The organism is Allobosea sp. 01N443 (assembly GCF_056399325.1).
On record NZ_JBFTRC010000017.1, the window covers coordinates 19,114 to 31,849 of the forward strand.

Sequence of the window (12,736 nt, forward strand, 5' to 3'; positions counted from 1 at the left end):
TCGCGCCTTTGTCGGTTGGCCATACGCGGGAGATGAAGCGGTGCTCGCCCGGCCTCAGTCACTGACCGTGCGCGAAATCAGTACCTGTTCTGGCGCGTCACATCGCCGATCGCGGTCAATCCGGCCAGCGCCTGCGGCGACCCGTTGCTCCTGTAGAGCGCCGTGAAGACCCTGCTGGCATCGGTGTAGCGGCCGAGATGGAAGTAGGACCAGCCGCGCATCATCATCAGGTCGGTGGTTTCGGGAGCAAGACGGGCACGTTCCGACAGGGTTACCAGGGCGCCGTTGAAGTCCTTGTTGTCATATTGCGCATAGAACCGCTCGGAGAGCAGCAGCGCCGAGAGTTCGCGGCGCTGCGCGGGAGCCGGATTGGTCTGCGCCGMCGCGACATTGGCCTCCGCCGTCAGGCCTTGCTGGAGCTTCGCATAGGTCTTGCCCATGGCCGCGTCGGCCGCGACCTGGCCCGAGCTGCTGCGCATCGCGGCCTCGAAAGCCTCGGCCGCAGCCGCAGGGCGCTTCAGGTTGAGCAGGCACCAGCCGCGCTGCAATGCTGCCGCGCCCGACTGGCCATTGCCGCAACTGCCGGAAGCGGGCGCTGCCGCCTGGCGGCGCCGGACAGGCTCAGCGTCGCTATCGGCCTGGACGGTCTGGACGGTCTGCCGGGCTGCCCGGGAGCGCACCGGGCGGCTCAGTGCGGGTTCGATCGGGTCTCGCTCGCGTATGACCGGCACGGCCGGAGCGGCGACATCATCCCGGYGCTGCTGCTGGTCACGCGCATCCTGGCCATGCGCATCTTGGCCGCGCGAGGCGCGGTTGCGGCGCGGATCGAGCAGCGCGGCGATCCGTTCGGAGCGGCCGCCCCAGTCGTTGACGATCGCGCGCAGGCCGGCCTGGTCCCGCAGGCGCTGCCGTGCCAGGGCAAGCCCATAGGCGGCCGGCTCATAGCCACGGTCCCAGGAGAGGGCGGTTTCGAACCATGTCTCGGCCGGGGAGGTCTGGCCGGCATTATAGGCATACCAACCGAGACCGGCCGCGCCTGGCGCGTAGCGGTCGGTCGCAACGGTCTTCGCGATCCGCTCGACGACGGCGCGATCCAGCTTCGGAGCCGGTTCCTGCGTGATCAGCGACGTCACCGCGTCGAGATAGGCCTTGCGGTTGGCGGCGCCTGCGTCCAGCCATTGCGAACCCAGCGCCTCGGCCTCGCGATATTTGCGATTGGCGGCCAGCGCGAGCACCGCGCCTTCCGCCGCCTTGGCTCCGCCCTTGCGCTGCAAGACGGACTGGAACAGCGCCTCCGCCTTGACCGGATCATTGTGGCGCAGCGTGTAGAAGCCGAGCAGGATGGCATCGTCCGGCGTCGTCGCGGCGTTCGCAAGCGCCTCGACCCGCCGGATGTCGTCGGCGGATACGGTGAGCTTGGTATCCTCGGCAGCCCGCCCGATGCGCCGCCGCGCGATCTCGTCACGGATGCTGGAGAATTCGGTCTGCCTCTCCTGCGCCAGAAGCGCGTCCGTCAGCGTATCGGGCAGCGTCGCCAGCGCCTTCTGCATCGTCCCGATCCGTTCTGCCGGGGTGTTGCAGTTGCCCAGCACATAGGAATAGGCGTCCCGCGCCCGCTCGGGCTTGCCGGTCTGCACGAAGGCCTCGGCCACCCGCCACAGCGCATCGACATTCGCGCAGGTCAGCAAGGCCGGCGTCTCGGTGCCGATCCGGATCACCTGCTCCCATTGCCGCGCATTGGAGGCATTGACCAGCCGCTGCGCCGCCTCGGCGGCGTCGAGCCGGGCGACGAGATCGACAGGCGCACGCCAGTTCGGCTCTCTGGTGCCGCGTTGCGCAATCGCGGCCCGGACCTCGGCGATCTTGCCTTCCGAGAAGAGCTTCCAAAGCCGCTCGAGCTCGGGATCGCCGGTTTGAGCCGGAGACGTCAGGTCGGCGGGAGGCTTCCATTCCGGATAGAGGGCGCGCAGCCGGGCAAGCTCGGCCTCCAGGCGCCGCGTGTCGCCCTGAGATGCGAAATAGCGCAAGGCACTCTCGTCGACGACGGGGGGCCGCTGCGCCGGTTGGCCGGGCGGGGTCGCCGGCGGCTGCGCCTGAGCGAGTTCCGGCGCGGGTTGCTGGCTGTCAGGGGAAGAGCTTCCGGCCGCGGCCGCCTGACGGATCGCCGCAGGCGGCGTCAACGACAGATCGACCTCCCGGCCATGGCGGCCGAAGGCATAGAACGCGGCACTCGCGAGGACGATCGCCAGGACGGCGTATTTCACATGCATTGCGGATACCTCTCGCGGAGCATCGAGAGGGACAGAAGATGCAGGGTCGAGGGATAATAGGCCGTCGGCTGGAAGGTCTTCAATTCCGCCGGGATTGGCGTCTTGTCGAGCGCGCAGGCCATCGCGGCCGCGAGAATGCGATAGCCGGCGTCGGGCAGCGGCTCGACGGGATTGCCGGTCTTGACGTCGATCACGGCAGTCCCGCCGGCCCATGCCTTGCGGAACGGCTCCATGCGCGCCTTGTCGGCCAGCCCCGCCCGCATCAGATAGAGCGGGATGCGGATGGCGTTGTAGCCGAACTGGGGCGGGAAGCCGTCGGCAGGCCTGGGCGTGTCCTTGATCGAGACCCAGTCCGGCGCCAGCATCTTCGCCTTGGCAAGCGTGTCGAGCAGTTTCAGGCCGCTCGCCTGCACCTGCATCCAGCTCTGATCGCCGGTGAGCTGCGCGAGCGCCGGCAGCGCCTCGAACACCCAGTAGGATGGATTGACCACGGGCCCGTCGGGCCGGTCCTTCTCGGAAAAGCCGACCGCGCCGGGCATCAGCCAGGTCTCGCCACCGCGCTTCAACAGCGCGACCTTGGCCAATGACCGGGCGATCTGGCGCGCCGCCGCCGTGTAGGCCGGCATGGCCCAGCGCGCGCCGGCGCAGGCAAGGGCCTCGGCGATCAGCAGATCGCCGTCGCTGGCATTGTTGATGTCGGTGACATGGGGGCTCGCCTTGGGGTCCCAGCGCCAGGCCGCGAGCCCGTCGTCGCGGATCAGGAGCTCTGTGCGCGTGAACGCGAATATGCTGGCGAAGCTGCTGCGGTCGCCCGCGAGACAGGCGAGCAGCAGGCCATAGCCCTGGCTCTCGCTATGGCTGATCCCGCCATTGGCATCGTCGATCACGCGCCCTTCGGGCGTGACGAATTTTTGCCGGTAGAGCTCCCATGCGCCGTCGGGGAGGGAGGCAGACAGGGCCGATGTGAGAAGCATCATGGTGGCTGAGAATGTAGCCAGGAGCTTTCTCATGAGCGCCGCCCCAACCGTCCGAGCATCAACGCGGTGCCGATGCCGAGGCTGATGCAGGCGGCCAGGAGCGTCAGCGCGTAGGTGCCGATATTGCTCGACATCCAGTTGGCGAGGACGAGGCGCATATTTGTCAAGCTGAAGGGCCGCGTCATGAAGAAGGAGGTGCGGTCGGCGGAGAGGACATGTGTTTCCTGCCCACCCCGGAAAGCCGTGATCCTGCCGGCCATGGCAGCCCAATTGCCCGGCGTCACGATCCGGGCAACGCTGCTCTCGAGCGCCTCTTCGCGCCGGGCGACGAAGGCGGTCCAGACCTGCCGGGTATCCGGATCGGCGGCCTGGGCTGCGATCAGGTCGGTTCCCTCGGCAGGCTCGTAGAGCGAAGACGAGCGCGACGGTGTGCGCAATTGGGCAAATGACAGGTCGAAGGTGCGCTGCAGCCAGCCGTCGAAGGCAACGAGATAGCGGGCCAGCGGGCCACCGAGCGAGTTCCGCCACCGGTCGCGGATCTCGTTCGTGGATTGCGGCACGCCGCCTGAATCTTCCGGTGTCGTCTGGCGGCCCTGGAAACGGTTGAGCACGGCGTCGAACACGGCCGTGCCATCCGCATCGGGCGAGACCACGACGGCGTCGGCGCGCTGTGGCCATGTGGTGCGGACGGTGTCGGCGATGCCGACGCGCGGCAGCAGGCCGCTTGGCAACTGGCCGACGGCGCCGACGATCAGCGCCGGGCGATCTCCCACGGTGGCGGCGTTCGCCAGCGGATCGACCGCGATGGGCCGGCTGGCGCGCTGGGCCAGGCGCGCCAGCAGAGTCGCCGCCGCACCGTAATTGGCGGCATCGAGCCGGCCCATGACCAGGGCCACGCGCGGCGCCACCGAGTAGGGAAATCCCGTGCCGGAAACGGCGGCGAGGTTTGGCTTGACGCCGATCTTCGCGAAATCCGGAACGGCCAGCGAGGTGGCATCGAACAGCGCGAAACGGCTCTTGCCAGGCAGCGTCGCGCCGGGCCCGCAGCTCAGATCGGTTCTCGCGATCGTGACGGCCTCGAGCCAGAGCTCATTGATCCCCGGCCGGAAATGCCGCATCGGCACGGTGATGGGGAATTGCTGGAACAGGCCGCCGGTCGTCGTGTTGAGCGGCACGGTCGCGGCGACATTGCCGTTGACGAAGATCTCGATATGGCTGACGCCGGGCAGGACCTCCGCGGAATAGGCGCCGTCGAGAAGAAGCGTGGCCTCACCGTAGGCGTTCGCAAAAAAGTCGCCGGGCATTGCGACGACGGCGCGCACCCGCATGCGCCGGCCGGTCGATTCCTGGGTGGGAACGCCGAGATCGGCGAAGCGCAGCACCTGCCGGCCCGTAACGTAAGGTGGGTTCGGCGTGTGCCAGCTCGCCGTATCCATGCTTGTGCGGTTGATATTGGTCGGCCTCGAAACCGGCTCGGTCAGGATCTTGGCGACGACCGCCTCGATATCCGGCCAGCCCTGGCCCGTGACGAGAAGTGTGGCCGGACCCAGCTTCGGACTGGCGACGAAGCCGAGGAAGCTGCGGGTGGCCGCTTCCTCCGGGATCGAGCCGAGTAGCTCGCCCAATTCGTTCGCTGTCCCGATCACAACCGTCAGCGAGCCCGGCCGCAGCCGCTCCGGCGGCCGTTCGGAAACCCGCACCACGACCTGCCCGAAGCGCCCGCGCAGGGCCACGGCCTGGGCTACGGCGAGAATGGTGTTGCCCGCGATCGCCCGCGACGCGCTGGGCGCCACGATGTTGATCGTCGTCTGGCCGCTTTCGTCCCCGCCGATCGACGGCAGATCGTCGATGCCTCGCAAACGCAGCTGCGCGGCATCGGGGCTGCGAAAGCTCAGTCGCGTGCCGGCACCGTCGATGCGCGTCCAGAGTTCATAGGTGGATGCCAGGGTGCAATCCGTGCGGTGGCGCTGCACGACCTCGAAACCGATCGTATTCTCGCCTGCGCGCAAAAGCGCCTTGCGGATCGCGACCGAGAGCCGCGCCAGCCGGTCCGACGATGCAATCGGCTGCTCGATGACGCGCTCGCCATTGATCCGCACGGTCAACCGCGAGGCTTCCGGCATCACGACGAGGGCATTCTGGAATGCCACGTCCAGGTTCAGATCGGCAGCGGCTTCGTCCTGCGTCAGGAAGAAAGCCCAGTTGCGGCTGTCGCTCTCGCCTTCCAGGGTGACGCGGGCGGCAGGAAGCAACGGCTTGAACGCAAAGGGGACGGGCGCAGTCGCTGCCGTCGCGGACTTCGGCGGCTGGCTCGGGGCAGGGGGCTCAGCAGCAGGTGCAGCCGGTGCCACGGGGGGCTTTGCGGCCGGCGGCTGCTCCGGAGGCGCGATCATGAACGGGGCCGGCTCGGCCGGGGCTGGCTGCACGCGCCCGTCCTGGGCCATGCTGGCGCCGCAGAACAGCGGCAGGGCCATGGCGGCCATCAGGGAGAATGGCTGCAGCCTCATTCCGCTGGCCTCGCCGGTGTCGCCGAAGAGCGTGTCAGGCGGTAAAGGCCGAAGAAATAAGACAAGCCGCGGCTCGTCTGGAAGATCGCGATCCGCAGGAAGCGGATCGTGCCGTAGACGACCCCCATGTTCTGGCGCCGCGCCTTCTGGAACAGGGTCCAACGCTCGGCGTCGGAAAAGGCGAGATCGGCGATCATGCGGCTGTGCAGGGCTTCGCTCGGGGCGTAGCGGCAGCCCATCAGCAAACCCTTGTCGTCAGGCGCCAGGCGCATCACACGCACCGGCAGCGTGCCGGCCGGCATGTTGATCGTGGTCTCGAAAGAAATGAGCGCCTCGCTGCCGACAGGCAGCTTGTCGAAAACATGGGACAGAACGCGGATGCCGACGCCGTCGACGGAGGCGTTCTCGGTGACGATCGGCGCGGTCTGCCCGTCGATGGTGATCTCGCCGCGTCGCCGCACTGCGAAGCGCCGGGCCGCGCGCCCCTCCGGCCGCTCGGAGACGACGCCGAGCGCGCAGCCCGCCATCAGCAGGTTGAGCAGGTTCCAGAGGCCGACGACCACCGTCGTGTCGGCATTGTAGGGCTCGGTGATGATCCGCCAATAGGTCGCGACGACACCGAGCGCCAGGACGCCGAAAATGATGAAGAACGGCAGCCCCAGCTCGGAGACGCGACGGGTTTCCAGAGATTCGTTCTTGGCCGTGACCTTGAAGGTCGGCTTGCCCGGATTGATGAGGACCGAGACGACCGCAGGCAGCAGGTAGACCGACTGGATGAACTCGTAGAGTTCCGAGATCCATGGCCAGCGATAGCGGCCATAGAGATAGTTCTGCATCATCAGGTTCACGACCATATAGCTCAGGATATAGGCGAAGAACTCCGCCCCCGATGCCGTGAAGATCTGCAATCCGAAGAACAGGTAGAACAGAGGCGAGATCAGGAAGATCCAGCGCGCGAAGGGAAACAGCCAGAACAGCGCCGAGGAGCAGTAGCAGAGCCGCTGCGGCAGCGAGAGACCGGTTTTGAACAGCGGGCGATGATAGATCAGGATCTGCATCATGCCCTGCGCCCAGCGCGAGCGCTGCCCGATGAAGCTCGCAAAGGTCGCCGGCTGCAGCCCGGCGATCAGCGGCTTGTCGACATAGACGCTGTGCCAGCCGGTGGCGTGCAGGGTGATCGCCGTCTCGGCGTCTTCCGTGATGCTACGTCCAGCGAAGCCATTGGTGGTCTTGAGTGCCTGGCGGCGCAGCACCGCAGCCGAACCGCAGAAGAACGAGGCGTCCCATTTGTCGAGACCGCGCTGGATGATGCCGTAGAACATCTCGTTCTCGGACGGCATGTATTTGAAGGTCTGGAGATTGCGCTCCAGCGGGTCGGGATTGATGAAGAAATGCGGCGTCTGCACCAGGAACAGCTTCGGGTCCTGGCCGAAAAAGCCCACGGTCTCCGCGAGGAAGGACCGTGCGGGCGCATGATCGGCATCGAAGACGACGATCAACTCGCCTTCGGAGTGAGCGATACCGTTGTTGAGGTTACCGGCCTTGGCGCTGATATTGCGCTCGCGCGTCAGATAGGTGACGCCGAGGCCCTCGCATAGCTTTTGCAGCGTCCCCCGGCGCTCCTTGGCGGCGTTGGCGGCCACGAAATTATCCGCGTTGCACTTCTCGTCGGTTCCGCCATCGTCGAGGAGAAAGACCTTCAGGCGATCGGCCGGGTAATCCATCGCGAGCGCAGCCGCGAGCGTCGTCGCCAGCAGGTCCGCCTCTTCGTTATAGGTCGGCACGAAGACGTCGACGGTGGGCGCATTCTCCAGGTCGACCGGCGGTGTCTTGCGCGGCGGCAAGGGCAGCGCGACCACGAACAGGCTGAGAAACAGCATGCCGATATTATAGAACTCGGCGAGATAGAGGATCATCGCCGGGATGAAGTCCTCGATCTGGTTCGCCGGCGGCAAGGTGCTCGTCGTGCGCCAATAGATGTAGCGCAGCACGATCGCCGTTCCCAATCCCAGCGCGATCAGCCGCCAGACGCCGTCAGGCCGCAGGAACTTCAGCGCGATCATCGCCGTGACCACGATCGCCCCCGCGATCAGATGCGCCTGCAGGCTGATCGGCAAGGTGATCAGCACCACGACCAAGGCGGCGATCACAGCCCAGACGATGACGTAGATCGTTGTTCGCATCGGTCTTCAGGTGATCCTGGTTGCGGTCAAGGCGACAAGGGCGGCGGAACGGTCGGGTATCCTTCCAGGGGTCGGTCCGGCAAAGGCCTGTCCGGGACAGGGTCTCTCACCTCGGTACGGGCCGGCTGCGGACGTTTCGGGCGGGCAACCGGAGGTGGCCGCTCGACCGCATCAGGCAGGAATGCCTGGGGCATGGATGCCTGGGGCAGGGGATAGATCGGCGCGCCGGCCTCGCCGAGATCGGGGGACGGCGATGGCGCATCCCCGATCGGGTTCCAGCCTGCGCGCCTGAGCGAGGCGTTGACGGAAAACCCATAGGCGAGGCGCAGCAAGGCGGCTTCCGACGCTCCCGGCGCACAGATCCGCAGGCGCACGGAGATCACGCCCGATCTGGGGCGGAAAAGGCTGTCATCGCTTGCGACGCGCTGCCAGGCGTAAAGACAGCCATCGCCCCCGGGGCCGCGGCCAAAGGCATAGCCGAACGGGCCGTAGCGGTTCTGCACATAGGCGGCCGACGGCACCATGGCGACGCCCGGAAGCCGCTCCTCCATCTCGCGCGCGATCGCGAAATCCTCGATGCTCGGAAGCGAGAGGAGCCTGCCTTCCACACCATTCGTATCGGGAACATCCGCCGCCGTCAGGAAGGYGGCATAGATCGCATTCTCGCCCGGCGTCCGGCCTCGCGTGGCGAGCGTAACGGTCTGGGACACGGCATTTTCGTAGCTGCGCTGCGTGACGTTCACGACCGCTGGCCCGCCCGGCGGCAGCACGATGAGGGCGCGGCTCGGGTCGACGGCGATGGAGCGTGTTGCAAACGACAGTTCGGCATCCGTCAGCCTCTGCTCACCGCAGCCTGCCGCCATCGCACCCAGCAAGGCCGCGGCGGCAAGGGTTGCGAGCCGCCCCCTGGTCTGGCCGCGAGCCGGGCCGAGCGCCGGACGCAGGCCGGACACGCTCATCGGCACGCAGGCCGGTGTCTTGGAGCGATCGACATGTCGGAACCATTGATTAACAAAGATTAACACGTTCTTACCGCAGGCTGATGCGGCCAGTCTTTGGCCCTCGATCGAATCATACCTGCCAGTACAGACAATTCCGGCACCGGCACCAACCCCTGTCGAGCGAGCGCAGTGGGAGAATTTGGAATACTGGCGTTCTCATCCCCCATAATCTTTGCGATGGTCGCCGGGGACTGCCTCGACACTCGGCAGGCCTTCTCTGTTCCGGATTGAAAGCCGGCGAAGCGGATGATCTGGAATATCCTTGTCGCCGGCGTCGCAGAAGGGAGGGGGCTTGCCGCCATGACTAGCGCAGCTGCGGACGGGATGCGGCGAGATCGTTGCGGATCGCGGTCGCGGCCACGCCGGCCTGACCCATGGCATGACTGATCTGGTCGAGACCGATCACGACATCGCCGGCCGCGTATAATCCCGCGATGCTGGTGCGCTGGTGGCGATCGACCTGGATGCAGCCATCATCCGTCACGGCCGCGCCCAATGCGGTCGCGAGGTCGGAATGAACGACCGAGCCAAGGGCGGGATAGACGGTGTCGAAGCGCAGCCGCCCCGCGGCCGAAGACAGGCTCAGGCCATCCTCCTCCAGCCGGAAGTCCTGCGCGGGTCCGCCGATGATGCGAACCCCGAGACCCGCGAGACGCTCATTCAGGGGGGCGGCAAGGCCCTCGGTTCCATCGAGGACAAGGCTGACCCGCGCCGTATACGACCGCAGGAATTCGCATTCATTCGCAGCGCCGGCATCGGAGCCGATGACCGCGACGTTCTGCCCGGTGACCTCGTAGCCGTCGCAAACCGGACAGTAGCGCAGGCGGCCCAGCATGAGCGCCTCGGCATGGAGCGCGTCGGCAATCGGGGGGCGACGGTTCGTGACGCCGGTGGCGAGCAAAACCGAGCGCGCCTTGATGTCGACGTCCCGCCCGTGCGCCCCGAAGCCGGAACCGTCGTGGGTCAGCGCCTCGACGTGGCGATCGACAATCCAGGTGCCGTACCGGATTGCCTGCGACCGCATCCGCGAGAGCAGCTCGCGACCGGAAATGCCTTCGGGAAAGCCGGCATGATTATGGGTGCAGGGGATCTGCAGCGCGCGGCCATGGCCCGCGTCCATGACGGTGACGCTGAGATGAAAGCGCGCAAGATAGATCGCCGCCGTCAGGCCCGCGGGGCCGCCGCCGATCACGAGGCAATCGAGCTGGTCTGACATGAGGGGCCCTCGGCTTGATCAGGCGACGCTTGCGAACGGCAGGGCGGAGAGGCTTGCGCGGCACGGGCGGTCTCGGGAGGACGTCACATCGGCATCTCGCCGCAACGCCCCGTTGACCGTCAGTTCCTCCATAAGGATCGATTGATCTCGGGAATGTGACGCCTGGAGCCACCCGATGAGCTGAACCCGCGCGGAAAAGGCATGGACGAGTTGGGCCGATGCGATCAGCTTCATCATGAACTCCGGACTATCCCAGGGATCAAACGGAGCGGGCAGTGAATTCGTTCCCGGCCGACGCGGGGCAGCCTCGCCTGGGCTGACGGGGCCGTAAGGGAACCTACTTGCCGATCGCCGGTTCAGGAGATGCGCTTGCGCATCGATCGAGCCCGCTGATGCGGATTCGGATGTGGCCTAGCGATTGCGGGAGGACATCGTGAGCATTGTGTGGACCATCGTCATCGGCTTTCTCGCCGGCGTGATCGCCAAATTCCTGACCCCTGGGTCGAACGAGCCGACCGGCTTCGTCCTGACGGCCATTCTCGGAATCGTCGGCGCCTTCGTGGCGACCTATCTGGGACAGGCCCTTCATTGGTACCGCCCGGGGGAAGGCGCGGGCCTGATCGGGGCGGTCGTCGGCGCCATCATCGTCCTGATGGTCTGGGCCTTCTTCTCAAACCGCCGACACAGCGTCTGACACCCAAGCGCAAGGAGCGACCTCATGAGCGAAAAGGGCTTTCCGTCGATGACGGCACTGCTGGGCCTCGTTGCCCTCGCAGGCTACCAGAATCGCGACAAGATCGCCGAGTGGCTCGGCCAGGCCAACCAGCCGACCCCAACCGGTGCACCGGCCGGCGATATCCCGAAAGGCGCGGATTCCGTGCTCGGCAATCTCGGCGGCACATTGGGCGCAGGCGGGATCGGCGGCTTCCTGAACGGAGGTCTGGGCGAGCTGATCGATCGCTTCAAACAGGCAGGCCAGGGCGAGAAGGCCGATTCCTGGGTGCGCCAGGGTGCCAATCAGGATGTTGCGCCGCCGGATCTGGAACAGGTGATCGGACCCGATGTCCTGGCCAAGCTCGAACGCCAGACGGGCCTGTCCCGTGACGAGCTGCTGTCCCGGCTGTCCCGGCAACTGCCTGACGCCGTGGATCGCTATACGCCCGACGGCAGGCTCCCCGCCGCCGGGGCCTGATCCCGCCCCTGCATGACCGGCAGAGCCGGTGACCGTCGACACGTCCAGCGACCGGCTCCCGTCATCGGGAGCCGGTTCGTCGTCGGGGCAGGGTTTCTCGAGGCTGCCAGGTACTGCCAGATCGGGTACTGCCAGATCGGGTACTGCCAGATCTCGTCACGGCCTGGAACCACACTGTCTCGCCTGAGTTGATGCGCAATCGGAAGGAACAGATGGAAACCCAGGAACTACATCGCGGCCGGCTGATCGATCATATCCAGCTCGTTGTCGCGGACCTCGGCGCCTGCCGCCGCTTCTACGAGGGCATCTTCCGCGAACTTCACATTCCGATCGGCGGGACGGCCGAGGATTATTTCTGGGTGGACGAACTCTTCGTCTCGAGCGCGCAGAGCAAGGCGGCGCAGGGCGAGCTCACGGGCCGGCACCATATCGCCTTCCAGGCCAGGAACCGCGCCATGGTCGACGCCTTCTACAAGGCTGGCCTCGACAGCGGCGGCAGGGATAACGGCGCGCCGGGCGAGCGCCCCTATCATCCCGGCTATTACGCCGCCTTCCTGCTCGATCCCGCCGGCAACAATATCGAGGCCGTCTTCCATGGCGAGGCCGAACGCAGCGCTCCATCGGTCAAGATCACGTTCTGAGTGATCGGCAGGTGGTGCCACCCGCGGCATGGGCGGCAGGATGGGCGCGTCGGGGCCTTTCCGAGCCACGGCCGACGCATCATGCCGCACCTTGCTCCAGGCGATTCTTCAGTCTGCGGTTCTCGTCTTCGAGGAACGCCAATCTGGCTTTGACCGGCTCCAGCCATTCCGCGAGCTCGGCCTCGCTGAAGCGCGGGGTGATGTGCTGCGGACAATTCCAGTCGAAGGCCTCGATCGTGATCGTGACAGCCCGTTCGACACGGGCGTCGTAGCCGGGAACCGCCAGCCTGGCCGCCAGTGCGGTGTCGAGGGTCACGTCGACGACATGCATATGCCCAAAGATCTTCAGGCGCCGCTGCTGGGCATAATCCATAAGGAAGAGCGAGACCCTGTCGTTCCCGGCGACATTGCCCGTGGTGATGTATTGCCTGTTTCCGCGATAATCAGCGAAGCCAAGGGTCTTGCTACCGAGAACCTTCAGAAAGCCGATCGGTCCGCCGCGGAACTGGACATAGGGCCAGCCCGTTTCCGAAACAGAGGCGAGATAGAACTCGCCGCGCCGGGCGATGAACGCCTCCTCATCCGGGCCAAGCAGGTGGTTTCGGGGTGCTGCTCCAGGATCGAGCGTTCCGTCGATCCTGGCATATTGACCCGCGCTGCCGTAGTGCTGGCGCGCATTCTTGACGGCCGGGGTCGAAGCGATCTCGAGATATTTGTGAAGCATGCGAGCCTCCGATATCCGAACCGGC

11 protein-coding genes are annotated in these 12,736 nt (G+C 66.4%); 3 read left to right on the forward strand and 8 right to left on the reverse strand.

Annotated features, from left to right (window positions below):
• Nucleotides 1–77: 77 nt before the first annotated feature.
• The 7 genes from AC1DRP_RS07285 to AC1DRP_RS07315 form a co-directional block, all read right to left on the reverse strand.
• On the reverse strand, nucleotides 78–2,270 hold the full coding sequence (locus AC1DRP_RS07285; RefSeq protein WP_476768204.1) for a hypothetical protein: 2,193 nt from the start codon (nucleotides 2,268–2,270) through the stop codon (nucleotides 78–80).
• On the reverse strand, nucleotides 2,261–3,280 hold the full coding sequence (locus tag AC1DRP_RS07290; RefSeq protein ID WP_476768205.1) for a family 8 glycosyl hydrolase: 1,020 nt from the start codon (nucleotides 3,278–3,280) through the stop codon (nucleotides 2,261–2,263). The genes AC1DRP_RS07285 and AC1DRP_RS07290 overlap by 10 nt, the downstream gene beginning before the upstream one ends.
• Nucleotides 3,277–5,754, reverse strand: a complete 2,478-nt coding sequence (locus AC1DRP_RS07295) for a cellulose biosynthesis cyclic di-GMP-binding regulatory protein BcsB (protein ID WP_441506843.1) — start codon at nucleotides 5,752–5,754, stop codon at nucleotides 3,277–3,279. The genes AC1DRP_RS07290 and AC1DRP_RS07295 overlap by 4 nt, the downstream gene beginning before the upstream one ends.
• Complete coding sequence (gene bcsA, locus AC1DRP_RS07300) at nucleotides 5,751–7,937, reverse strand: UDP-forming cellulose synthase catalytic subunit (protein WP_441506842.1); 2,187 nt, start codon at nucleotides 7,935–7,937, stop codon at nucleotides 5,751–5,753. Before bcsA ends, AC1DRP_RS07295 begins: the two co-directional genes overlap by 4 nt.
• A gap of 26 nt (nucleotides 7,938–7,963) precedes the next feature.
• Nucleotides 7,964–8,962, reverse strand: coding sequence for a cellulose biosynthesis protein BcsN (gene bcsN, locus AC1DRP_RS07305; protein WP_476768206.1), 999 nt, complete (start codon nucleotides 8,960–8,962; stop codon nucleotides 7,964–7,966).
• Between the two features lie 280 nt (nucleotides 8,963–9,242).
• Nucleotides 9,243–10,154, reverse strand: coding sequence for an NAD(P)/FAD-dependent oxidoreductase (locus tag AC1DRP_RS07310; RefSeq protein WP_476768207.1), 912 nt, complete (start codon nucleotides 10,152–10,154; stop codon nucleotides 9,243–9,245).
• Between the two features lie 18 nt (nucleotides 10,155–10,172).
• Nucleotides 10,173–10,391 (reverse strand): hypothetical protein, encoded by a 219-nt coding sequence (locus tag AC1DRP_RS07315; protein WP_476768208.1) that lies wholly within the window; start codon nucleotides 10,389–10,391, stop codon nucleotides 10,173–10,175.
• A 196-nt stretch (nucleotides 10,392–10,587) separates the two neighbouring features.
• Between AC1DRP_RS07315 and AC1DRP_RS07320 the strand changes: the two genes are divergently transcribed.
• From AC1DRP_RS07320 to AC1DRP_RS07330, 3 genes are all read left to right on the forward strand, one after another.
• A complete protein-coding gene (locus tag AC1DRP_RS07320; protein WP_441506838.1) occupies nucleotides 10,588–10,848 on the forward strand; it encodes a GlsB/YeaQ/YmgE family stress response membrane protein in 261 nt (86 codons plus the stop codon).
• 24 nt (nucleotides 10,849–10,872) lie between these two features.
• Nucleotides 10,873–11,346, forward strand: a complete 474-nt coding sequence (locus AC1DRP_RS07325) for a YidB family protein (RefSeq protein ID WP_441506837.1) — start codon at nucleotides 10,873–10,875, stop codon at nucleotides 11,344–11,346.
• 212 nt (nucleotides 11,347–11,558) lie between these two features.
• Nucleotides 11,559–11,987: a VOC family protein gene (locus AC1DRP_RS07330; RefSeq protein ID WP_441492268.1), complete on the forward strand. Its 429-nt coding sequence runs from the start codon at nucleotides 11,559–11,561 to the stop codon at nucleotides 11,985–11,987.
• A gap of 79 nt (nucleotides 11,988–12,066) precedes the next feature.
• On the opposite strand, the gene AC1DRP_RS07335 is transcribed toward AC1DRP_RS07330, so the two are convergent.
• The gene (locus tag AC1DRP_RS07335) at nucleotides 12,067–12,711 is read right to left on the reverse strand and encodes a pyridoxamine 5'-phosphate oxidase family protein (RefSeq protein WP_476768209.1); all 645 of its coding nucleotides are present in this window, start codon (nucleotides 12,709–12,711) and stop codon (nucleotides 12,067–12,069) included.
• Between the last annotated feature and the right edge of the window lie 25 nt (nucleotides 12,712–12,736).

Bases quoted from the DNA above. Each gene is read 5' to 3' on its own strand.
- bcsA (WP_441506842.1), bottom strand. From the start codon at position 7,937: ATGCGAACAACGATCTACGTCATCGTCTGGGCTGTGATCGCCGCCTTG.
- AC1DRP_RS07325 (WP_441506837.1), top strand. From the start codon at position 10,873: ATGAGCGAAAAGGGCTTTCCGTCGATGACGGCACTGCTGGGCCTCGTT.
- AC1DRP_RS07310 (WP_476768207.1), bottom strand. From the start codon at position 10,154: ATGTCAGACCAGCTCGATTGCCTCGTGATCGGCGGCGGCCCCGCGGGC.
- AC1DRP_RS07295 (WP_441506843.1), bottom strand. From the start codon at position 5,754: ATGAGGCTGCAGCCATTCTCCCTGATGGCCGCCATGGCCCTGCCGCTG.
- AC1DRP_RS07290 (WP_476768205.1), bottom strand. From the start codon at position 3,280: ATGAGAAAGCTCCTGGCTACATTCTCAGCCACCATGATGCTTCTCACA.
- AC1DRP_RS07315 (WP_476768208.1), bottom strand. From the start codon at position 10,391: ATGATGAAGCTGATCGCATCGGCCCAACTCGTCCATGCCTTTTCCGCG.
- AC1DRP_RS07330 (WP_441492268.1), top strand. From the start codon at position 11,559: ATGGAAACCCAGGAACTACATCGCGGCCGGCTGATCGATCATATCCAG.
- AC1DRP_RS07335 (WP_476768209.1), bottom strand. From the start codon at position 12,711: ATGCTTCACAAATATCTCGAGATCGCTTCGACCCCGGCCGTCAAGAAT.